The 20,965-nt window shown below is 28.9% G+C and carries 23 protein-coding genes; 18 read left to right on the plus strand and 5 right to left on the minus strand.

The window, feature by feature from the left end; all coding sequences use genetic code 11:
* The first annotated feature begins 56 nt into the window (after positions 1–56).
* The 5 genes from L8U41_RS04160 (at position 57) to L8U41_RS04180 (ending at position 6,885) form a co-directional block, all read left to right on the plus strand.
* Positions 57–2,630, plus strand: a complete 2,574-nt coding sequence (locus tag L8U41_RS04160) for an ATP-dependent Clp protease ATP-binding subunit (RefSeq protein WP_263727900.1) — start codon at positions 57–59, stop codon at positions 2,628–2,630.
* A 159-nt stretch (positions 2,631–2,789) separates the two neighbouring features.
* On the plus strand, positions 2,790–3,929 hold the full coding sequence (locus L8U41_RS04165) for a hydrogenase small subunit (protein WP_263727901.1): 1,140 nt from the start codon (positions 2,790–2,792) through the stop codon (positions 3,927–3,929).
* A gap of 2 nt (positions 3,930–3,931) precedes the next feature.
* Complete coding sequence (locus L8U41_RS04170) at positions 3,932–5,647, plus strand: nickel-dependent hydrogenase large subunit (RefSeq protein WP_263727902.1); 1,716 nt, start codon at positions 3,932–3,934, stop codon at positions 5,645–5,647.
* 15 nt (positions 5,648–5,662) lie between these two features.
* On the plus strand, positions 5,663–6,355 hold the full coding sequence (cybH, locus tag L8U41_RS04175) for a Ni/Fe-hydrogenase, b-type cytochrome subunit (protein WP_263702582.1): 693 nt from the start codon (positions 5,663–5,665) through the stop codon (positions 6,353–6,355).
* A complete protein-coding gene (locus L8U41_RS04180) occupies positions 6,352–6,885 on the plus strand; it encodes a [NiFe] hydrogenase maturation protease HydD (protein WP_039625977.1) in 534 nt (177 codons plus the stop codon). Before cybH ends, L8U41_RS04180 begins: the two co-directional genes overlap by 4 nt.
* Before the next feature lie 20 nt (positions 6,886–6,905).
* On the opposite strand, the gene L8U41_RS04185 is transcribed toward L8U41_RS04180, so the two are convergent.
* On the minus strand, positions 6,906–7,328 hold the full coding sequence (locus L8U41_RS04185) for a PepSY-like domain-containing protein (protein ID WP_263702584.1): 423 nt from the start codon (positions 7,326–7,328) through the stop codon (positions 6,906–6,908).
* A gap of 133 nt (positions 7,329–7,461) precedes the next feature.
* Between L8U41_RS04185 and gltX the strand changes: the two genes are divergently transcribed.
* Genes gltX through L8U41_RS04200 form a run of 3 tightly spaced genes read left to right on the plus strand, consistent with a single transcriptional unit; the run spans position 7,462 to position 10,684 of the window.
* Positions 7,462–8,757: a glutamate--tRNA ligase gene (gltX, locus tag L8U41_RS04190; RefSeq protein WP_263702585.1), complete on the plus strand. Its 1,296-nt coding sequence runs from the start codon at positions 7,462–7,464 to the stop codon at positions 8,755–8,757.
* Position 8,758: 1 nt separating this feature from the next.
* Entirely contained in the window at positions 8,759–9,046 is a 288-nt protein-coding gene (locus L8U41_RS04195; RefSeq protein ID WP_263676784.1) for a YggT family protein, read from the plus strand.
* On the plus strand, positions 9,047–10,684 hold the full coding sequence (locus tag L8U41_RS04200; RefSeq protein ID WP_263727903.1) for a lytic transglycosylase domain-containing protein: 1,638 nt from the start codon (positions 9,047–9,049) through the stop codon (positions 10,682–10,684).
* Here the strand turns inward: L8U41_RS04200 and L8U41_RS04205 are convergent.
* The gene (locus L8U41_RS04205) at positions 10,572–11,066 is read right to left on the minus strand and encodes a hypothetical protein (RefSeq protein WP_263727904.1); all 495 of its coding nucleotides are present in this window, start codon (positions 11,064–11,066) and stop codon (positions 10,572–10,574) included. The two genes, L8U41_RS04200 and L8U41_RS04205, sit on opposite strands and share 113 nt — an antisense overlap.
* Positions 11,067–11,152: 86 nt before the next feature.
* On the opposite strand from L8U41_RS04205, the gene mobB reads away from it, so the two are divergent.
* From mobB to L8U41_RS04235, 6 genes are all read left to right on the plus strand, one after another.
* Positions 11,153–11,632: a molybdopterin-guanine dinucleotide biosynthesis protein B gene (gene mobB, locus L8U41_RS04210; protein ID WP_263727905.1), complete on the plus strand. Its 480-nt coding sequence runs from the start codon at positions 11,153–11,155 to the stop codon at positions 11,630–11,632.
* 9 nt (positions 11,633–11,641) lie between these two features.
* The gene (locus L8U41_RS04215) at positions 11,642–12,490 is read left to right on the plus strand and encodes a class 1 fructose-bisphosphatase (RefSeq protein WP_263727906.1); all 849 of its coding nucleotides are present in this window, start codon (positions 11,642–11,644) and stop codon (positions 12,488–12,490) included.
* A complete protein-coding gene (locus L8U41_RS04220; RefSeq protein ID WP_263702588.1) occupies positions 12,490–12,684 on the plus strand; it encodes a hypothetical protein in 195 nt (64 codons plus the stop codon). Before L8U41_RS04215 ends, L8U41_RS04220 begins: the two co-directional genes overlap by 1 nt.
* Before the next feature lie 13 nt (positions 12,685–12,697).
* The gene (metG, locus tag L8U41_RS04225) at positions 12,698–14,584 is read left to right on the plus strand and encodes a methionine--tRNA ligase (RefSeq protein WP_263702589.1); all 1,887 of its coding nucleotides are present in this window, start codon (positions 12,698–12,700) and stop codon (positions 14,582–14,584) included.
* Positions 14,585–15,526 carry a hypothetical protein gene (locus L8U41_RS04230; RefSeq protein WP_263679386.1) on the plus strand — a complete coding sequence of 314 codons (942 nt, stop codon included), beginning with the start codon at positions 14,585–14,587 and terminating at the stop codon, positions 15,524–15,526. It begins immediately after the preceding gene.
* Between the two features lie 61 nt (positions 15,527–15,587).
* Positions 15,588–16,331, plus strand: a complete 744-nt coding sequence (locus L8U41_RS04235; protein WP_263702590.1) for a substrate-binding domain-containing protein — start codon at positions 15,588–15,590, stop codon at positions 16,329–16,331.
* A gap of 43 nt (positions 16,332–16,374) precedes the next feature.
* Here the strand turns inward: L8U41_RS04235 and L8U41_RS04240 are convergent, their stop codons facing one another.
* Together L8U41_RS04240 and queC are read right to left on the minus strand one after the other, a co-directional pair.
* Complete coding sequence (locus L8U41_RS04240; RefSeq protein ID WP_263663344.1) at positions 16,375–16,947, minus strand: YceI family protein; 573 nt, start codon at positions 16,945–16,947, stop codon at positions 16,375–16,377.
* Between the two features lie 62 nt (positions 16,948–17,009).
* Positions 17,010–17,675: a 7-cyano-7-deazaguanine synthase QueC gene (queC, locus tag L8U41_RS04245; RefSeq protein ID WP_263679388.1), complete on the minus strand. Its 666-nt coding sequence runs from the start codon at positions 17,673–17,675 to the stop codon at positions 17,010–17,012.
* 52 nt (positions 17,676–17,727) lie between these two features.
* Between queC and ybeY the strand changes: the two genes are divergently transcribed.
* Positions 17,728–18,147: an rRNA maturation RNase YbeY gene (gene ybeY, locus L8U41_RS04250; RefSeq protein ID WP_263702591.1), complete on the plus strand. Its 420-nt coding sequence runs from the start codon at positions 17,728–17,730 to the stop codon at positions 18,145–18,147.
* Positions 18,144–19,112, plus strand: a complete 969-nt coding sequence (locus tag L8U41_RS04255) for a DUF3298 and DUF4163 domain-containing protein (RefSeq protein ID WP_263727907.1) — start codon at positions 18,144–18,146, stop codon at positions 19,110–19,112. Before ybeY ends, L8U41_RS04255 begins: the two co-directional genes overlap by 4 nt.
* A 4-nt stretch (positions 19,113–19,116) precedes the next feature.
* Here the strand turns inward: L8U41_RS04255 and L8U41_RS04260 are convergent, their stop codons facing one another.
* On the minus strand, positions 19,117–19,527 hold the full coding sequence (locus L8U41_RS04260; RefSeq protein ID WP_263663340.1) for a PepSY-like domain-containing protein: 411 nt from the start codon (positions 19,525–19,527) through the stop codon (positions 19,117–19,119).
* A 114-nt stretch (positions 19,528–19,641) separates the two neighbouring features.
* Between L8U41_RS04260 and L8U41_RS04265 the strand changes: the two genes are divergently transcribed.
* Together L8U41_RS04265 and L8U41_RS04270 are read left to right on the plus strand one after the other, a co-directional pair.
* Positions 19,642–20,172 (plus strand): rhomboid family intramembrane serine protease, encoded by a 531-nt coding sequence (locus L8U41_RS04265; protein ID WP_263702594.1) that lies wholly within the window; start codon positions 19,642–19,644, stop codon positions 20,170–20,172.
* A complete protein-coding gene (locus L8U41_RS04270; protein WP_263682287.1) occupies positions 20,169–20,660 on the plus strand; it encodes a SixA phosphatase family protein in 492 nt (163 codons plus the stop codon). The genes L8U41_RS04265 and L8U41_RS04270 overlap by 4 nt, the downstream gene beginning before the upstream one ends.
* The last annotated feature ends 305 nt before the right edge of the window (positions 20,661–20,965 follow it).

Here is a 20,965-nt window from a genome sequence, read left to right on the forward strand (position 1 = left end):
CAATAATAGACTAAAGTTATATAATACACTTCATATAAAAGTAAAAAGGAGTAAAAATGGCAAATATACAAGATTTTTTAACAGATTCTATGCTTTCAAATATAGAAAGTGCGATTTCTTTGGCCATTCATTCTAAGAATAGTGAAATAAAACCTTTGCATTTATTATGGGCTTTAAGTGTTGATAGTTCAAGTTTGCTAAATCAAGTTTTTAATAAATTAAATGTTTCTAAAGAGGCATTTGAGTTAGAAGTAAAAAATAAAATTTCATCTTTTCCTACTAGCTCAAATGTAAATAAAGATAATATTAAATTTTCAAATGAATTTATTAATTCTTTAGAAAAAGCAAAAGGTTTGGCTTTAGAAAACAAAGATAGTTATTTGGCTGTGGATATGTGGCTTGTCTCAGAAAGTACGAGCGGGGTTATTAAAGAACTTTTATCTAAATTTGTAGATTTAAATGAGTTTAAAAAAGAATTAGAATTTATTAGAGCAGGAGCTAAAATAGAAACTAAAACAAGTGATGAAACGCTTGATTCTTTGTCTAAATTTGGTATTGATTTGACTATGAAAGCTAAAAACAATGAACTTGATCCTGTCATAGGCAGAGAAGAAGAAATTCAAAGATTAATGCAAATTTTAATCAGAAAAACTAAAAATAATCCTATTTTATTGGGTGAGCCAGGGGTAGGAAAAACTGCTGTAGTAGAAGCTTTAGCACAAAGAATAGTAAAAAAAGATGTTCCTACTTCATTGCAAAATAAAAAAGTCATAGCCTTGGATATGAGTGCTTTAATAGCAGGAGCAAAATACAGAGGTGAATTTGAAGATAGATTAAAAGCTGTTGTAAATGAAGTAATAAAACACAAAAATATAATTTTATTTATAGATGAAATTCACACCATTGTAGGTGCAGGTGCAAATGAAGGAAGTATGGATGCAGCAAATATTTTAAAACCTGCTTTAGCAAGAGGTGAGCTTCATACTATAGGCGCTACAACCTTAAAAGAATATAGAAAATATTTTGAAAAAGATGCGGCTTTGCAAAGAAGATTTCAACCTGTAAATGTAGCTGAGCCTAGCGTGAATGAAGCTTTAGCAATGCTAAGAGGTATAAAAGAGAAATTAGAAATTCATCATAATGTAACTATTAATGATAGTGCATTGGTGGCAGCTGCAAAACTATCTAAGCGTTATATAGCTAATAGATTTTTACCTGATAAGGCGATTGATTTAATTGATGAGGCCGCAGCAGAATTAAAAATGCAAATAGAAAGCGAGCCAAATTCTTTAAGAAAGGTTAGAAAACAAATTGAAAGCTTAGAAGTAGAAAATGAAGCTTTAAAAATGGAAGAAAATGAAACTAATGAAAAAAGATTAGAAGAGATTAAAAAAGAATTAGCAAATTTAAAAGAAGAGCAAATCAAACTTAATGCTAAATTTGAAAATGAAAAAGCAGTATTTAATGGCATAAGTGCAAAGAAAAAAGAAATCGATACTTTAAAAAATGAAGCTATTTTAGCTAAAAATAAAGGAGATTTCCAAAAGGCTGCTGAAATAGAATATGGCAAAATTTTAGAGTGCGAAAAAGAGGTATTAAATTTAGAGGAAAAATGGAAACAAATGACCCAAGAAGGAGTTTTACTTAAAAACCAAGTAGATGAGGATTTAGTAGCTGGTATTTTAAGTAAATGGACAGGTATTAGTGTGCAAAAAATGCTTACTTCTGAAAAGCAAAAATATTTACACATTCAAGAGTATTTACAAGAAAGCGTCGTAGGACAAGATGAGGCTTTGAGTGCCTTGGCTAGAGCTATTAAACGTAATAAAGCAGGGCTAAATCAAGCAACTAAGCCTATAGGAAGCTTTTTATTTTTAGGGCCAACTGGGGTAGGTAAAACAGAAAGTGCTAAAGCTTTGGCTAAATTTTTATTTGATGATGAAAAAGCTATGGTGCGTTTTGATATGAGTGAATTTATGGAAAAACATAGCATATCAAGACTTTTAGGTGCACCTCCAGGATATATAGGGCATGAAGAAGGAGGGGAATTAACCGAAGCTGTTAGAAGAAAGCCTTATAGTGTGATTTTATTTGATGAAGTAGAAAAAGCCCATAAGGATGTATTTAATATACTTTTGGGAATTTTAGATGATGGTAGGGCTACAGATAGTAAAGGCGTAACGGTTGATTTTACTAATACTATTATTATCTTAACTTCTAATATAGGTGCAAATTTTATTATGGAGTTAAAGGGCGAAGAAAGAGAAAAAGCTATCAAAGAAGCCCTTAGAAGCTTTTTTAGACCTGAGTTTTTAAATCGTTTAGATGATATCATTACTTTTAATCCTTTGGGAGAAAGTGAAGCTGAAAAAATAGTTAAATTGCTTTTTAATACCTTGCAAAAAAGTCTTGAAAATAGAGGTATCAAGGCAAGTTTGAGTGATAATGCTGCTAGGTTAATAGCAAAGGTTGGTTTTGATGTAGATTTTGGCGCAAGACCATTAAAAAGAGCCTTATATGACATGGTAGAAGATAAATTAAGTGATATGATATTATCGGATGAATTAAATGAAAATGATGAGATTATTATAGATTCTAAAGATGATGAGATTGTCATTATTAAACAATAAGCAAGTGCAATACTTGCTTATTTTAGAGTAAAATTATCCTATTAACATTAAATTGTAAATACTTCGTATATTTGTTTAAAAAAATATTATTTTTTATCTATTCTTAACAATAAATGTTTTAAAATCTTTAATGATATTTCTATATTTAAGGAACAACAAATGAGTGATTTAGATATTTTTAATCGCCGTTTAGACGCATTAGAAAAACTTCCTCTTTTGAAAAATGAGATTTCTATCTCTAAAGCCTTAGAACAATCAGGTTTTTCAAGAAGAGATTTTATGAAATGGGCTAGTGCAATGACTGCATTTTTGGCACTACCTGCTAGCTTTACTCCAGTAGTTGCAAGAGCTGCTGAGCTTAGTGATAGACTTCCAGTGATTTGGCTTCATATGGCTGAATGTACAGGATGTTCTGAGAGTTTATTAAGAAGTGATGCTCCTACTATTGATAGTTTAATTTTTGATCATATTTCTTTAGAATATCATGAAACTATAATGGGTGCAGCAGGTTGGCAAGCTGAGCATAATCTTGAAGCTGCTATGGAAAAATACAAAGGTAGATATATCCTAATGGTAGAAGGTGGTATACCAACAGGCGCTACAGAAAACTTTTTAACTATAGGACCGCACGGTAAAACAGGAAAACAAATAGCACAACAAGCTTGTGATAATGCTTTGGCTATTTTTGCTATAGGTACCTGTTCAGCTTTTGGTGGTATTCAAGCTGCTAGACCTAATCCAAGTAATGCTGTGAGTTTAAGTAAAGTTACAAATAAAACAGTTATTAACGTTCCAGGTTGTCCTCCAAGCGAGAAAAACATTATAGGTAATGTGATTCATTATATATTGTATCAAACATTGCCAGCGCTTGATGCTTATAATAGACCAAAATGGGCTTATGGATTAAGAATTCATGATCTTTGCGAAAGAAGAGGACGCTTTGATGCGGGTGAGTTTGTGCAACAATTTGGTGATGAAGGGGCAAAAAAAGGATATTGTCTTTATAAGGTAGGTTGTAAAGGACCTTATACTTTTAATAACTGCTCAAAAGAAAGATTTAATCAACATACTTCATGGCCGGTACAAGCTGGACATGGTTGTATAGGTTGTTCTGAACCGGATTTTTGGGATACTATGGGGCCTTTTGAAGAAGTGATGGCAGGAAGGTTATTTGATACTGTTTATGGCTTGGGTGCGGATAGTATTTCAGATAAAATAGGTATAGGTGTGCTTTGTGTAACAGGTGTTGCTGTTGCTGCGCATGCTGTGATTGCTTCATTAGAAAAGAATAAGGATTAAGAATGTCAAAAAGAATTATTATAGATCCACTTACTAGAATAGAAGGACACTTAAGAGTTGAAGTGGTGGTTGATGAAAATAATGTCATTAAAGAAGCATATTCAGGATCAACTCTATGGAGAGGTTTAGAAACTATTGTAAAAGGTCGTGATCCAAGAGATGCAGGCTTTTTAACTCAAAGAATTTGTGGTGTTTGTACTTTTTCACACTATAGAGCAGGGATTATTGCGGTAGAAAATGCTTTAGGTATTACTCCACCATTAAACGCAGTTTTAACTAGAACTTTAATGAATGCAGCTTTATATATGCATGATCATGTGGTGCATTTTTATCAACTTCATGGGCTTGATTTTGTTGATGTTGTAAGTGCTTTAAGTGCTGATGTAAAAAAAGCAAGCGATGAAGCATTTAAATACACTGATATGCCTTATGCAACAGGTGCAGATAAACTTTTAGAAGTACAACAAAGACTAAAAACCTTTGTAGATAAAGGAAATCTTGGACCATTTGCAAATGCTTATTATGGACACGCAACTTATCGCTTTACTCCTGAGCAAAACCTTATTGCACTTTCACATTATTTAGAATGTTTAAGAATTCAAAGAACAATAGCTCAAGCTATGGCAATTTTTGGTGCTAAAAATCCTCATCCACAAAGCCTAACAGTAGGTGGTGTGACTTGTGTTATGGATCTTTTAAATCCATCAAGAATGGCTGAATATATGACTAAATTCCAAGAAGTAGCTGATTTTATTAATCGTGCTTATTATCCGGATTTAATCATGGCAGCAAAAGCTTACTCTAAAGAAGCAAGCGTATTAAATGATGTAGGAGTAAATAACTTCTATACCGAAAGAGAATTCCAAGTTTCAAGTGATGAGTGGTTGTTTGAAGGTGGTATTATTAGAAATGGTGATTTGAGTAAGGTTGAAGAAGTAGATGAAGCTAAAATCACCGAAGAAGCTACAAGAGCTTGGTATGCAGACAATGAAGCTTTACATCCTTATGATGGTAAAACCAATCCAAACTATACAGGCTTAGTTGATGGTGAAAGTATTGATGATAAAGGCAATATGGTTCATAGTAAGGTATTTGATACCAAAGGTAAATACAGCTGGATTAAAGCTCCAAGATATGAAAATTTACCTATGCAAGTTGGACCATTAGCAAATATTTTAGTTAATTATGCTAAGGGTAATAAAATCGTAGTAGAAGCAGTTGATTCGTTCTTAAAAGCTACGAATTTACCAGTTAAAGCACTTATGAGTACTTTAGGAAGAACGGGTGCTAGAGCGATTGAAGCTAAAATCATTGCTGATCATGGTTTAAAAGCATTTAATTCTTTGGTTGAAAATTTAAAAACAGATGAAAGCACTTGTGCTACTTATGTAATTGATAAAAACAAAGAATACAAAGGTAGATTTATGGGAAGTGCGCCTCGCGGTGCGTTGAGTCATTGGTGTAGAATTAAAAATGGTGTAATTGAAAATTGGCAAGCGGTAGTACCTTCTACTTGGAATGCAAGTCCAAAAGACGCAAATGGAGTAGGTGGTAGCTATGAGCAATGTCTTATCGGTATGAAACTAGCTGATGTTAAACAGCCTTTAGAGGTAATAAGAGCTATTCATTCTTATGATCCTTGTATAGCATGTGCTGTGCATGTAATGGATACTAAAGGCAATAATCTTAGCGAGTATAAAGTAAATGTAAATTTATAAGGAAAGGACTTTAGTATGGATTCTAAACATTCCTTAAAATCAAACAGAAAGGCTGAATACGAATTTAGTATTGGCCTTCGTTTTACACATTGGTTAAGAGCAGTTGCGATCGTGATTTTAGTAGGGACTGGATATTATATTTCTTATGTGTTTCAATCTCCATCTATTTCATCTGAACCAACTTTATTTATGCAGGCAAAATATCGCATGGTACACCAAATTTTTGGTTTTATCATGATAGCTTGTGTGCTTTTTAAAACATATTTGTTCTTTTTTGATCCAAAAAGTGCAAATGAAAGAAGAAGTATCAAAGATATTTTTAATGTAAAATTATGGATAGATCAGGTTAAATTTTACATTTTTTTAGGAAAGCACCCGCATTTACAAGGTGTATATAATCCTTTGCAATTTGCAACTTATTTTTTCTTTTATCTTGTTATGTTTGGGCTTATTTTAACGGGATTGATCCTTTATATGCATGTATATCATGAAGGCTTAGGAGGATTTTTATACAATATCTTAAGACCTATTGAGGTAATGTTAGGTGGATTAGCTGATGTTAGAACCTACCATAGAATTTTAATGTGGGTTGTGTTGATTTTTGTTCCAGTGCATATTTATATGGCTGTATTTAACTCAGTTAAAGGTAAAGATGGTGCTTTAGATGCTATCTTTAGTGGTTATAAATTTGTAAGAGAAAATCATTGAAACTTCTAATCTTAGGCATTGGTAATATTATGTTTGCAGATGAGGGCTTAGGCGTTCATCTTTGCAAACTTTTAGAAAAAAATTATAAGTTTTATCACGAAAAAGACTCAGTGAGCTTTGTAGATGGTGGAACTTTGGCTTTGCAACTTAGCTATATTATAGCTGAATATGATGAAATGGTTGTGATTGATTGTATTGCAGCAGATGATGCTAAGATCGGAGATATTTTTTTCTTTCCTTATGATGCAATGCCCAAAAAAGTTAATTGGAGTGGTAGTGCACATGAGGTTGAAATGCTTCAAACTTTACAATACATGGAGCTTATGGGAGATTTGCCTAAAACTCAAATTTTAGCCTGTGTGCCAAAGCGCATAGAACCATTGAGTTTTGAACTTTCAAAAGAAGTTTTGAATGCTTTAGAAAAAATGGAGAAAATTTTACTTGATTTTTTAGAGAAAAAAGGCTTTACTTATGAGAGAGTTGCTAATTATAATATACAAGAGCTTGCTCTAAATTCTTATAAAAGCTAAGCAAAAGCTTAGCTTAATCTTTAATCATCAAATTTTTGTCCTAAGAAATTTCCATTTACATCAGTATAAATTTCCATCATATTATTTAGTTTAAATTTATAACCTTGAATTTCTTTTTCAACTTTAATTATACTTGCATTTGGATGCATTTTTTTAATCGTTGCTAAAACATTTGGACTTAAAAAAGAAGTATCAATTGGTCTGTATTTTGCATCAATTTCTTTCCAATCTCCATTGATGAAAAACTCAAGTTCAGTTCCATTGTCCAAATAAACATCAAAACTATCAATATCTTGTTTAACTAAAGCTATGTTTGAGCCTGTAAAGTGTTTTTGTATAAAATTTTTAGAATTTGCTGGTAAAGCATTTATACCTACAACCATATCTCTTGCAAAAACACAACTTGCTAGAGCTAATGCCATTAAAGCTATTTTTAATTTCATTTTTTGTCCTTTAAATTGAATTATTTGTGAAATCATATAAATATTGAGTGAATTTTGTGTGAACTTTGTTTTTTTAAAATAAATAGCAAGTATTTAATTGTATAATGATAAAAAAGTTTTAAAAGGATAAATAATGTATAGGTTTGCACCATCGCCTACTGGAGATATGCATATTGGAAATTTAAGAGCAGCTTTGTTTAATTATATTAAAGCAAGACAAGAAAATACAGATTTTATTTTGCGTATTGAAGATACGGATAATGCTAGAAATATTGCTGGAAAAGAAGAGGAAATAAAAGCTATTTTGAAAGAATTTGGTATAACTTGGCAGCATTATTATGTACAAAGTGAGAATTTGAAATTTCATCGTCAAATGGCTTTAAAGCTAGTAAGTGAAAAAAAAGCTTTTGCTTGTTTTTGTACTGAGGATGAGTTAGCGCATAAAAAGGAATTAGCTAAAAGTAAAAATCAAGCATATAGATATGATGGCACTTGTGAAAAATTAGCAGATATTGATGTGTTAAATTGTGAAAAACCTTTTGTAATTCGTCTTAAAAAACCTCAATCTCAAATGAAATTTACTGATTATATTAAAGGCGAGATTAGTTTTAATCCTGAAGATATTGATAGTTTTGTGATTATGAGAGCGGATAAAACCCCAACTTATAATTTTGCTTGTGCGGTTGATGATATGCTAGAAGGCGTTACTTGTATTATAAGGGGAGAAGATCATGTTTCAAATACTCCTAAGCAAGAGCATATTAGAGCAAGTTTGGGTTATGATAAAAGCATGACTTATGCACATTTACCTATCATTTTAAATGAAGAAGGTGTTAAAATGAGTAAAAGAGAGGCTCATTCTAGTGTAAAATGGATGCTTGATAATGGATATTTAGCAAGTGCTATTGCAAATTATTTAATCCTTTTAGGTAATAAAACTCCAAAAGAGATTTTTACTTTAGAAGAAGCTATAGAATGGTTTGATTTGAAAAAAGTTTCAAAATCTCCTGCTAGATTTGACACTAAGCGCTTGATGCAAATTAACCGTGAGCATATAAAAATGCTTGATAATGATAAATTAAATTCTTTGTTAAATTTAGGCAAAGATGTAGCAGAGCTTGCAAAATTTTATACTCAAGAAGCTAGCACGCTAAATGAGATAAAAGAAAAAATACAAGCTATTTTTGCAGTCAAAAATTATAATGAATTTGAAAATGAGTGTAAGTTGATTAAAGAGATTTTAAAAGATTTGGATTTACCTCAAGAATATGATGAGTTCAAAAAGATTTTAATGGAAAAAACAAATTTAAAAGGTAAAAATTTCTTTATGCCTTTGCGTTTAGTATTAACAGGGGTTACTCACGGACCTGAAATGAGTGAAATTTATACTTTAATCAAGCCTTTTATTAAAGAAATTATAAAGGAGTAAAATGGGAGTTGGAACAAGTTTGATTGTGTCTTTGGTGCAAATTTTTTCTTTAGTGATTGAAATTTATGTATGGATTGTAATTATTGCTGCTTTAATTTCTTGGGTAAGGCCTGATCCGTATAATCCTATAGTACAAATTTTATATCGTTTAACTAATCCTGCTTATGCTTTTGTAAGAAGATTTATCCCTACTACTATAGGAAGTATTGATTTAGCACCTTTGATTATTATTTTAGGGCTTAAATTTATACAAATATTTTTATCAAATTTAATTTTAGGAAGTTTATAAGTGTTGAAAAAAAGTGTGGTATTACTCTTAGCTGGAGTAGTTTTTGCAAATAGTGCTATGTATTCTTATAAAGAATTAGAGCAAAAACCAAATTCTTTAGCTAAGGATTATTATTTATATCGTTTATTAGAAAAAAATGAATTTAAAAAAGAAGAAGTTGAAGGTTTAAAAGAGCATATTTATCGTTATGCAGGGCGTATTAAAAATGCTATTGAAACGATCATTCCACCTTTGGGATATAATAAAGAATATGAAGTTTGTTATAAATTTAATGCGCAAAATATCTTAGATGCTAATGCTACTTGTCAGCTTATAAGATTAAACAGTTTAACTTTTATACAAGATCTTAATACTTCAACGCGTAATGAGATGAAAAAAATTATTCCACAGGATAACCCAAATTTAGTAAAGCTTTTAGAAGCTTTTAATGCTAAAGATCCTCTAAGTTATGCGGTTTTAAATTATGATAGTGCAAATTTTTATAAAATTTATGGCTTTTTAAAAGTTAAAAAGGATTTTTTCTTAGAAAAAGATTTTGTTGATGAGTTAGTAAAAGAAAAAGAATTTACAAATTTTGTAAAAGAAATCATCATTAAGAAAAAAAGTCCATTGATAAGAAAATCTTTGGTTAATGTAGATGCAAATTTAACTTTTCAAGATAATGCTTTTTACTTAGGTGTGAATGCTATTTTAGAAAATGATGATAAAAAAGCACTGGAATTTTTCCAAGTAGCAAAAGATACTTTTAAAAGTAAGCCTTTAGTAGATAATGCAAATTTTTGGATTTATTTAATCACTCAAGATAAAAAGTATCTTGATGAGCTTGCTCAAAGTGATTCTTTAAATATTTATAGTCTTTATGCAAGGGAGTTAAAGGGCTTGCCTTTGCCTAAAATAGAAGAATTAAGTCCAAAAAAACAAAAAAATGATTTTGATATGAAAGATCCTTTTGCTTGGCAAAAACTTGCAAAAGAAATTGCAAAAGGTACTCCTAATGAGCTAGAAAAGCTTGCAAAAGATTTTTATACTAAAGAAAATATCGCTATTTATGCTTATATTAAAGAAAGAGCTGAGGGTTTTAAAAAACATTATTTTATTATGCCTTATTTTGAGTATTTAAAAGATTATTCTACGCAAAGAAAGGCTATGATTTTAGCTTTAGCTAGACAAGAAAGCCGTTTTATCCCAACAGCTATTTCAACCTCTTATGCTTTGGGTATTATGCAATTTATTCCATTTTTAGCTAATCATATAGGCAATAAAGAATTGCAAATTCCAAATTTTGACCAAGATATGCTTTTTGACCCAAAAACAGCTTATACTTTTGCAAATCATCATTTAGATTATTTAGAATCTAAACTTAATTCTCCGGTATTTGTGGCATATGCTTATAATGGAGGTATAGGATTTACTACTAGAATGCTCAAAAGAGAAGATATGTTTAGAGCGGGAAAGTACGAGCCATTTTTATCTATGGAACTAGTTCCTTATGCAGAAAGTAGGGTGTATGCTAAAAAAGTTTTAGCTAATTATATTGTGTATTTGCATCTTCTGAACGATAATACACCGATTTCGAAATTTTTTGAAACTTTAACTCAAAACACTGATTCTCAAAACACAAATCAAGTTTTAAAATAGGTTTTTGTACCAACTCATCAAGGGTGATTTTGTAATAACTTGCATAATCACTTTTGATGATATACTTAAACAATTCATCATTTTTATCTAAGGCTTTTAAGTTAGTTTTTTCTCCATCTATGAGTATTGAAATTTGTTCTTGTTTGATATTGATATTTGGTAAAAAACTAAGTACAAAAACTTCTTTTTGACTTTTTTCATCTAATACAGGATTTAGATAACTTAACAAAGCTACTACTCTATTATCTTTATAATTAAAATTGATTTTTTGTGCATACATAAGAGTTTGACTTTTTAAATCGATTTCACTTTGCTCTTGGGTTTTATTTGAACATGCAGTAAAAATAAGTGTTAAAAAAATAATCATATAAATTTTTTTCATATTTTATTCCTAATTTTTTTATAATTATAAGCTTTTAACTTTTAAAAAGATATAATTTTGTTTATTTTCTTTGATTTAAGGAAGTTATGAAAAGATTAGCAATGGCTTTTAGTGGGCCTTCCAATTCAGGTAAAACAACTTTAATAACTCAAGTTGCTAAATATTTTATGGAGCAAAATTATAAAGTATGTATTATAAAACATGATCCAAAAGATAAAGCAAGTTTTGATATAGCAAAAAAAGATAGTTTTAAATTTTTTCAAAGTGGTGCTGATGTAATGGTTTTAAGCCCTACAAGGACAACTTTATTTACACATTCTCCAAGTACTTTAGATGAAGCTATTTCCAAACTAGGGGAATTTGATTTTTTATTTATAGAGGGCTTAAAAACCTTAGATATGCCAAGAATTAGTGTTTTTTGCAAAGAAGTAGATGAGAGCTATTTTGCTTATTCTAAGGCTATTGCAAGCTATGATAAAATTGAAAATAAAAATTTAACTTGGCTTTATTTGGATGATTTAGAAAGTATTTGTGATTTTATATTAAAAAATTCAAAAAAAGTATAGGGGTAAAATATGCAAGAATTAATTAACGATATACAAAAAGCAGTGATTGAAATTTCAAAAGAACTTAGATATTTAAAAGATTTTGATTATACTACTTCTCAAAATGCCACTGGAGATAATCAATTAAAACTTGATGTAAAAAGCGATGAGATTATCACTAGAATTTTAAAGCAAAGCAAAGGTATAAAAAGCTTAATTAGTGAGGAAAAACAAGAGCAATTATTAATTAATAAAAATGAAAAATATGTTGTTGCTTATGATCCTTTAGATGGCTCATCTTTGGTAGATGTGAATTTTGCTATAGGTTCTATTTTTGCTATTTATGAGCAAAAGGCTAGTGCAAAAAATCTAAAAGCGGCAGTTTATGCTATTTATGGTGTGCGTTTAGAGCTTATAGTATGCATAGATACTCCTAAGCTTTATAGGTTAAATGAAAATGATGAATTTATTTTTGTTAAGGATTTAAAATTAAACGAAAAAGGCAAATTAAATGCAAGTGGTGGGACACAAAAAAATTGGTCAAATACTCATAGAGCTTTTATAAAAGCTTTATTTGATGAAGGATATCGCTTAAGATATTCAGGTGCTATGGTGAGTGATTTACACCAAATTTTACTCAAAGGTGGAGGATTATTTTCATATCCCGCAACAAGCGATGCACCAAATGGAAAATTAAGAGCATATTTTGAGGTATTTCCTTTTGCTTTTATTTTTGAAAAAGCAGGAGGGCTTTCTACTAATGGAGAAAATAACTCTTTACTTGATTTAGAATTTGAAAAAATCCATGCAAGTACACCATGCTTTTTGGGCTCAAAATATGAAATTGAAAAACTAAAACAAGCTTATAAAGGGCTTTAATGACTGAAGTTAAAGATGAATTTGAACTAGCTTTAGAAGTTAAAAAAAACGAACTTCAAGCTTGTCAAAATGATAAAAACTTAAAATCTTGTTTACCTTGCTCTATGATTTTTGAGTGCTCTTTAAGAAAAGAGTATATTGATGCAGTTTATAAGAGTATGTCTAAAGGTAAAGAAGGTGGATTTGATTTTTAATTAAAGGTTTAAAATGCGTTATATTACTACTCCGATATATTATGTAAACGATGTGGCTCATATTGGTCATGCTTACACTACGATTATAGCAGATACTTTGGCTAGATTTTATCGCTTGCAAGGAGAAAAAACATTCTTTTTAACAGGTACAGATGAACATGGCCAAAAGATAGAGCAAGCTGCTAGTGCTAGAAATTTTACCCCTAAAGAATATGCAGATGAAATTAGTGCTAAATTTAAAAAACTTTGGGATGAGTTTGAGATTTCTTATGATTATTTCATTAGAACTACAGATGAAAATCACAAATTAAGCGTACAAAAAGCATTTAAAAAAATGTTTGATAAAGGTGATATTTATAAAGGAACTTATGAAGGCTTTTATTGTGTTTCTTGTGAGAGCTATTTTACCCAAACTCAGCTTGTAAATGAGTGTCATTGTCCAGATTGTGGTAAAAAAACACAGCTTTTAAAAGAAGAAAGTTATTTTTTCAAGCTTTCTAAATATCAAGATCAAATTCTTAAATGGTATAAAGAAAAAGAGCCGATTTTACCTAAAAATAAGGCCAATGAATTAATCCACTTTGTAGAAGGTGGTTTAAAAGATCTTTCTATTACAAGAACAAGTTTTGAATGGGGTATAAAGCTTCCAAAAGAATTAAATGATGAAAAACATGTGGTGTATGTTTGGCTTGATGCTTTGATGAATTATGTGAGTGCTTTGGGTTATGGACTTGATGATAAAAATATGGATCTATGGCCTGCTCATATTCATTTTGTAGGTAAGGATATCTTGCGTTTTCATGCAGTGTATTGGCCTGCGTTTTTGATGAGTTTAGAACTCCCTTTGCCTAAATTTGTAGCAGCACATGGCTGGTGGACTAAAGATGGTGAAAAAATGAGCAAATCTAAAGGTAATGTAGTAGCACCTAAAGAAGTAGCAGATACTTTTGGTTTAGAAGCTTTTAGATATTTTTTACTCAGAGAAGTTCCTTTTGGCAATGATGGGGATTTTTCACAAAAAGCATTAATCACTAGAATCAATGCAGAATTAAGCAATGAGCTTGGAAATTTATTAAACAGAATTATCGGTATGAGTGCTAAGTATTCTCAAAATATTATTGATTGTAAAGATGTGAATTTGTATTTTAATCAAGAATTAAATGAATGTAAAGAGTATTTAGATAATGCAATCAATGCTTTAGAAAATATCCAGCCAAATCGCTATTTAGAAGAGCTTTTTAAGGCTTTATCTTTAGCAAATTTAAGTATTAGTAGGTATGAGCCTTGGAATTTAATTAAAAATGATCAAATGCAAAAAGCTAATGCCTTAGTAGCTTTATGTGCTAATATTTTAACAAAAGTTACTATTTTACTTTCAGCTGCTATGCCAAAAACAGCTTTAAAAATCGCCAAAGCTTTAAATTTTGAAATTTCAAACGAAAACTATCAAAAACTAATTTTAAATAATCAATTATGCGATTTAAAATCAAGTGCATGTGAAGCTTTATTTCCAAAAGTTGAATTAACCCAAGAAAACAAAAAAGAAGAAAAAGTAGAAGAGAAGCCAAGTTTAGCTCAAATTAAAATTGATGATTTTAAAAAAATTGAAATTAAAGTAGCACTAGTAAAAGATTGTCAAAATATAGAAGGCAGTGAAAAGCTTTTAAAATTTCAACTTGAACTTGAAAATGGCGAACTAAGACAAGTGCTTTCGGGTATTGCTAAATTTTATAAAGCTAGTGAGTTAATAGGTAAGCAAGTTTGTGTCATTACCAATCTAAAAAAAGCTAAAATTTTTGGCCATGAAAGCCAAGGTATGATTTTAAGTGCAGAAAAAAATGGTAAATTAGTTTTAATTAGCCCACAAAGCTTTATCGAAAATGGAGCTTTAATAGGCTAGATGAATATTTCTAATTTTATTGAGCTTATTAATGCTCAAGTTTTAAACTATGGAGCAACTTCTAGTGTTTATGATTTTAGTATAGATTTAAACAAAGTCAAACAAGCAAGTGTATTTTTTGCTAAGAATAATGAACAAGCTAGTTTTGCTATAAAACTTGGAGCTTATGTTATAGTAAGCGAGGAGAAATTAAATCTTGAAGATAAAGATGTGTTTTATCTTCAAGTTGATGATCTTGAAGAAGCTATTTTTAGGCTTTTTAGATTTTTATGTGAAGAAAAATCTTATGAATTTATATATTGCAATCATGTAGAATTAAAATTTGCAAAAGCCTTTAATTTTAAAGTCTTAAATTCAAATATTTTATTAGATTTTGATCTTTTAAAAAATTCTAAAGAAAAAACTTTCTTTTGTTCTGATGATGAAAAATTTATTTTAAAATTAAAATCAAATTTTCATACCTTAAAAGCTTGTAAATATGAAATTTTAGGCTCAAAATCTTTATTTCAAACGAGCTTACTTTGTAAAAATTTGTATTTTAAAGATTTAAAATTTGCATTTTTTTATGCAGATATTTTTGCTAGTTTTATTGAATTTATAGAAAGTCAAAAATTACCCTTTAGTTTTAATGATAAAAAATTAGAACTTTTTAAAGCCTATTTTTTAAACTCAAAAAATGAAATTTGTGTTTTTGGAGGTAGCTCTAGGGTGATTTTACTCGTGGAAAATGATGAGGATTTTGACTTTATAGCACAAAAACTTCAAGACACTAAGGGTTTTAAAACCGCATTAAAAAATTCTTTATTTTGTGATTTTTCTTATACAAATTTAAAAGAATTAAAAAATTTTCTTGACTTTAGATATTGCTTGATAAAAGAAAACATAGAAGACTTTTTAGAATGTTTTTTTGTCTATGAAAAAAATATTAATTTATTTGATTAAAAAAATATATACTTTAAAAAGCTATATTTCTAATTTTATTTTATTAATTTAAAGGAAAAATATGAAAAAATTTTTATTTTTAAGTTTATTTGCTGCAGCTGCATTGAATGCTGAAATTTTAGTTTATGGCCCAGGCGGTCCAGCTCCTGTTTTAAAAGAACTTGCTAAACAATTTGAGGCAAAAAGCGGAGAAAAAGTTATCGTTAATGCAGGGCCAACACCTAAATGGATCAAACAAGCCAAAATGGATGCTGATATCATTTATTCTGGTAACACATCTATGATGGATGGATTTGTTAAAGCTATGTCAAAACAAATCAAAATACAAGATGTTCAGGTTTTAAATGCTAGAGGATCAGGTATGATAGTAAGAGCTAATAACCCTAAAAAAATTAAAAAATTTGAAGACCTTTTAAAAGATGGTGTTAATGTTATGGTAGTTGATGGAGCAGGGCAGGTTGGCTTGTATGAAGATATGGCTTTAAAAACAGGAAAAATCGAAAACCTAGAAAAACTTAGAAAAAACATCAAAGTGTATGCTAAGAATTCAAAAGCAGCAGTTGATGAGTGGAAAAATAATCCAAATATCGATGCTTTAATTATTTGGACACATTGGATTAAAGCAGTTGGTGAGAAAGAAAATAAATTTATAAAAGCAGATAAAAACTCAATTATTTATAGAGCTGCTGAAATAGTACCAACACAAAAAGGTTTAAAAAATCCAAAAGTAACTGAATTTATAGAATTTACACAAAGCAAAGAAGCGCAAAAAGTATGGGAAAAAGAAGGTTGGTTAGCTAAATAAATTAAGTTAAAGCATTTTACTTTAATGTAAAATGCTTTTTAAATTATTTTTCGTTAATTTCTGCTTCTATATTTATTTGCACTTCATCGCTAAGTGTCAAGCTAGAGGTATCTGGAGCAAATTTAAAATCACTTCTTTTAATTTGTCCTTGTAAAGTAAATCCCGCCTTTTCTTTACCACTATCTGTTTTAATAACCCCACCAATTTCAGTATCTAAAACAATATCTTTACTTACACCAGCAATATTTAAAGAGCCATACATCTTACCTTTTTCATTAGAAATTTTTTCATATTTGCTCATAGTAAAAGTGATGTTTGGGTGAGTTTTTGCTTTGAAAAAATCATCTTGTTGTAAATGGGCATCTCTTGCTTTATTTTCAGTATTTATAGAAGCAACTTTTACATTTGCTTGAAGTTTATTAAATTCAAATTTAGTACTATCAAAATCAACCACTGCATCATAGTCTTTAAAATTTCCATTTACATTACTAATTTGTAAATGCTTGATTTTAAAAGCTACATTTGTATGAGCTTTATCTAGAATAAATTCTTTACTTAAAGCATTGCTTGCTAAAATTGAAGCAGCTAAAAATGAACCAAGTAGTATTTTTTTCATTAATTCTCCTTTTTTAATTTGTAAAATCTATTATACAAACAAAAATAAAATGAAAGTAAATTTTAAATGTACTCTATAAAATCTTTCATATGGGCTTCTTTAAAACCTTTTAATCTTAATAAACAACTATCACATTTACCACAAGCTTTATCTTCTCTTTCATAGCAAGACCAAGTGTATTCTAAGGCTACCTTTTCTTTTAAGGCTAATTCAACTATTTGTCCTTTGCTTAGATGAACTAATGGGGTTTTAATTGTAACATTACAAGTTTTTGTTGTGCCTTCATTGATAAACTCACTTGCTTTTTGTATGAAATTTGCACTACAATCAGGATAACCACTGCTATCTTCTTGTACTACTCCTATGAAAATACTTTCGCATTTTTCTTTTTCAGCTATGGCTCCTGCAATAGATAAAAAAATGCCATTTCTAAAAGGAACATAAGTATTTGGAACTTCTTTTTCGTGTAGCTTTTCTTTAGGAATTTCTAAATTTAAATCCGTTAAAGAATTACCACCAATATTTGCTATAAATGAAACATCTAAAATATATTTTGTTTTTATATTAAGTTTTTCACAAATTTTATTAAAACATTCTCTTTCTTTAAGCATGGTGCGTTGATTGTAATCAAAATGCAAAGCAATGATTTCATATCCTTCTTTTTTGGCTAAATATGCACATAAAGTACTATCCATACCACCACTTATAATACAAAGAGCTTTTTTCATACTTTTCCTTAATTTTGATATAATTTGAAATTATAAAATCAAAAGGATAATAATGATTTTTTGCGAAGAAGAAATGGATATTTCTTTTCTTGAAAAAATTGCTCAAAAAATGAGTGATCAAAATATAGAACTTGTTTTAGTAGATGAAAAAACCATGCATGAAATTAATCTTAACCAAAGAGGAGTAGATAAAACTACAGATGTTTTGTCTTTTCCTTTAGTGCAAAATTGTGAAAATTTGCTTGGCAGTATTGTGATAAATTTAGATGAAGTAAGTAAAAAAGCAATGGAATATAAACACAGCAACGAAGAAGAGATGGCATTGCTTTTTATACATGCTATGCTTCATTTGCAAGGTTATGATCATGAGGTAGATCAAGGACAAATGAGACAAAAAGAACAAGAATGGATTGAGTATTTTAAACTACCAAAAAGTTTAATTATAAGAACACAAGAAGAGGGGATTGAATGATTAAAAAAATAATATTAAATTTAGGTTTATGTGTGAGTTTATATGCATATAATGAAAATACATTTACATTAAATATTTTAAAAGGAAAGGAATTTGATATTCACTTATATAGTTCCATTAAAAGTAACACTAGTTATGGTTTTGTCCAAACAAAACAAAAACAATACAGTTTTTGGGGTAGTGCTAAGAATGATGAGTATTATATAGATATAGCAGATTTTGGAATTTGCGTTTTAAAAGATATGCATAAAAATAAATTTGATGCTTTATGTAAAATAGATGAAGTAAAAAAAGAATTTAGTTTTTTAGCCAGCAAGACAAATACGATGATTAATCAGCTATCACTTAAAGAACAAAAACAACTAGATGCTAATAAAACTATAGAATTTGACTTTAGTGAGGATATTTTAAAATTAACAAGTAAAAATGAAAAATTAAATAAAATTATTGATGACTTTAATGAGAATTTAGATAAAAATTCATTAAAACAAAAAGCAAAAGAAAGCTTCGAAAAATGGAGTAAAGAAAACATTTCTAATAATGAGTTTTTTTCTCAAGCTTATATGTTTTACCAAGATGAGCATATTATCTCTTTAGGAAAAAATATTTATGAATATAAAGGTGGCGCTCATGGTATGACTAATTTTTTAAGAAAAACTTATAGTATTGATGATATGAAACTTATAAATATAAAAAATGAGTTAAAAATAGAAAGTGAAGATTTTCAGAATATGATTAAGCAAAAGATTTTAAGTTTATACAGTGAAAATGAATTATTTGATATTAAAGAACTTAAAATGAGTGAAATTTTTGAAGTAAGAAAAGATGGATTAAATTTTATATGGGAACCTTATGAGATAGCTCCGTATTCAACAGGAGCAGTTGAAGTTTTTATAAGTTTTGATGAATTAAAACCTTTTTGGAAGAAAAATTCAAAACTTGCTTATTTGAGTAAAATCAAATAAGCATTTAATCATCAAATTTTTGTCTTAAAATTGTTCCATTATCGTCTATGTAAAGCTTCATTTGATTGTTTAGTTTGATTTTATAATAAGAAATTTTTCTTTCTATTTCTATGATTGCTGTATTAGGGTAGATATTTTTGATGGTATTTTGTATTGTTAAAGGTAAAATCGCATAATTTAACGAGCTAAAATTTTCAGCCTCTTTAAATTCTCCATTAAGTGAAAACTCAATCTCGCTTCCATCGCTTAAATAAATCTCATAAGAATAACCATCTTGTTCTACTAGGCCTATTTCTGCATTAAAATAATCTTTGATAAATTGTTTGATATTTACCGGTAAAGAATCAGGTGCTATAACTATACCTGCATTAAGGGTATTTAGAGTGATCAAAAAAGCAAAAGCTAGTTTTTTCATTTTTAACCTTATTTTATTTTTTGACGATATTGTATCTTATTAGTGTGAATTTTATGTGTAAGCTAGAATTTAAATAGCTTTTTGTTATAATTATTAAAAATACAAAGTAGGGTAATGATAGCTTCTTTTTTAATCGCTTTAAATATTGTGATATTTGTCTTTGTGAATTATCTTTATTTTGGATCTTTAAATTTAGATGCTATTTTAGGTTTAAATTTATTTTTCTTTCAAGGATTTTACTGGCAAATTCTAAGCTCAATGTTTATGCATGGAAATTGGCCTCATTTGATTTTAAATATGATAGTGCTTTTTCAATTTGGCTCTATGCTGGAAAAATACTTAAAAAGCTTTAAATTTGCTTTGCTTTACTTAATTGGCGGAATTCTTTGCTCTTTGCTTAGTGTTTTTTATGTGTATTTAAGCTTTGATGGCAGTTTTGTAAACATAGTGGGTGCAAGTGGTGCTATATGTGTTTTAATGGGATATTATGCATATTTGGATAAAACCGCCACTAAAGGACTTATCGTAGCTATATTATTAATGAGTTTTGTACCTATTTTTATGGGTGTAAATATAGCTTGGTATGCACATATTTTTGGCTTTATATGCGGATATGTTTTAGGTAAATTTAAGGTTATAAGATGAAATATATCTATTTTATCCGTCATGCTAAGGCTCAAAAAGAAAACTACGAACAAGATTTACAACGAGAGCTTAGTTCTAGTGGAAAAGATGATTTAAAAACTATGATTTATAGGATTAAAGATTTAGAATTTAAAGCCCAAAGTATCATTTCAAGTCCTGCTAGGCGTTGTATAAAAACAGCGCAAAAACTCTGCAAAAGCTTTTCTTTAAAAGAAAAAGATATCAAGATAGAAAAAAACTTTTATGATGGTAATTTAGAAGATGTATTAAATTTTATAAAAGAATTAAAAGAGAGTAGGGTAGTGCTAATTATGCACAATCCTTTATTGCAAGAACTTTGTGAATATTTAGCTCATATAGATTTAGAAAACTTTCCAACTTCTGCTATTTTATGTATGCAATTTGATATAAAAGAATTTAAAGATATAAAAGAACATAGCGGAGAAGTTGTGTTTTTTGATTATCCTAAAAGTCAAGAAAATCACTAATCTACATTTTTAAACTTCAATTTTATTTAAGTAAAAATACAAACTAAAATTTAGTTGAAATAAAAAATATACATCTTTAGTCTTTCATAGCTACATAAAATAACTTATAATATTTTTCAAAAAATTATACTTATTTTTTTATGGATAAGTTATGTTCACTCAAAAATTAAAATGCTTTAAAATACTATAATATAGGTATTTTAAAATATATTTTACTTATGAAAGAACAGATAAATATAAAAGTTTGAAAATTATAGTTTTCAATACAAAATATATATAATTTCAAGATTTTACTATTTATCATA

It is taken from the genome of Campylobacter sp. RKI_CA19_01116 (assembly GCF_025771405.1).
Taxonomy (GTDB): domain Bacteria; phylum Campylobacterota; class Campylobacteria; order Campylobacterales; family Campylobacteraceae; genus Campylobacter_D.

Excerpts from the sequence above, each read along its gene's own strand:
- L8U41_RS04160 (WP_263727900.1), top strand. The coding sequence starts at position 57 with ATGGCAAATATACAAGATTTTTTAACAGATTCTATGCTTTCAAATATA.
- L8U41_RS04165 (WP_263727901.1), top strand. The coding sequence starts at position 2,790 with ATGAGTGATTTAGATATTTTTAATCGCCGTTTAGACGCATTAGAAAAA.
- L8U41_RS04170 (WP_263727902.1), top strand. The coding sequence starts at position 3,932 with ATGTCAAAAAGAATTATTATAGATCCACTTACTAGAATAGAAGGACAC.
- cybH (WP_263702582.1), top strand. The coding sequence starts at position 5,663 with ATGGATTCTAAACATTCCTTAAAATCAAACAGAAAGGCTGAATACGAA.
- L8U41_RS04185 (WP_263702584.1), bottom strand. The coding sequence starts at position 7,328 with ATGAAATTAAAAATAGCTTTAATGGCATTAGCTCTAGCAAGTTGTGTT.
- gltX (WP_263702585.1), top strand. The coding sequence starts at position 7,462 with ATGTATAGGTTTGCACCATCGCCTACTGGAGATATGCATATTGGAAAT.
- L8U41_RS04195 (WP_263676784.1), top strand. The coding sequence starts at position 8,759 with ATGGGAGTTGGAACAAGTTTGATTGTGTCTTTGGTGCAAATTTTTTCT.
- L8U41_RS04205 (WP_263727904.1), bottom strand. The coding sequence starts at position 11,066 with ATGAAAAAAATTTATATGATTATTTTTTTAACACTTATTTTTACTGCA.
- mobB (WP_263727905.1), top strand. The coding sequence starts at position 11,153 with ATGAAAAGATTAGCAATGGCTTTTAGTGGGCCTTCCAATTCAGGTAAA.
- L8U41_RS04215 (WP_263727906.1), top strand. The coding sequence starts at position 11,642 with ATGCAAGAATTAATTAACGATATACAAAAAGCAGTGATTGAAATTTCA.
- L8U41_RS04220 (WP_263702588.1), top strand. The coding sequence starts at position 12,490 with ATGACTGAAGTTAAAGATGAATTTGAACTAGCTTTAGAAGTTAAAAAA.
- metG (WP_263702589.1), top strand. The coding sequence starts at position 12,698 with ATGCGTTATATTACTACTCCGATATATTATGTAAACGATGTGGCTCAT.
- L8U41_RS04230 (WP_263679386.1), top strand. The coding sequence starts at position 14,585 with ATGAATATTTCTAATTTTATTGAGCTTATTAATGCTCAAGTTTTAAAC.
- L8U41_RS04235 (WP_263702590.1), top strand. The coding sequence starts at position 15,588 with ATGAAAAAATTTTTATTTTTAAGTTTATTTGCTGCAGCTGCATTGAAT.
- L8U41_RS04240 (WP_263663344.1), bottom strand. The coding sequence starts at position 16,947 with ATGAAAAAAATACTACTTGGTTCATTTTTAGCTGCTTCAATTTTAGCA.
- queC (WP_263679388.1), bottom strand. The coding sequence starts at position 17,675 with ATGAAAAAAGCTCTTTGTATTATAAGTGGTGGTATGGATAGTACTTTA.
- ybeY (WP_263702591.1), top strand. The coding sequence starts at position 17,728 with ATGATTTTTTGCGAAGAAGAAATGGATATTTCTTTTCTTGAAAAAATT.
- L8U41_RS04255 (WP_263727907.1), top strand. The coding sequence starts at position 18,144 with ATGATTAAAAAAATAATATTAAATTTAGGTTTATGTGTGAGTTTATAT.
- L8U41_RS04260 (WP_263663340.1), bottom strand. The coding sequence starts at position 19,527 with ATGAAAAAACTAGCTTTTGCTTTTTTGATCACTCTAAATACCCTTAAT.
- L8U41_RS04265 (WP_263702594.1), top strand. The coding sequence starts at position 19,642 with ATGATAGCTTCTTTTTTAATCGCTTTAAATATTGTGATATTTGTCTTT.
- L8U41_RS04270 (WP_263682287.1), top strand. The coding sequence starts at position 20,169 with ATGAAATATATCTATTTTATCCGTCATGCTAAGGCTCAAAAAGAAAAC.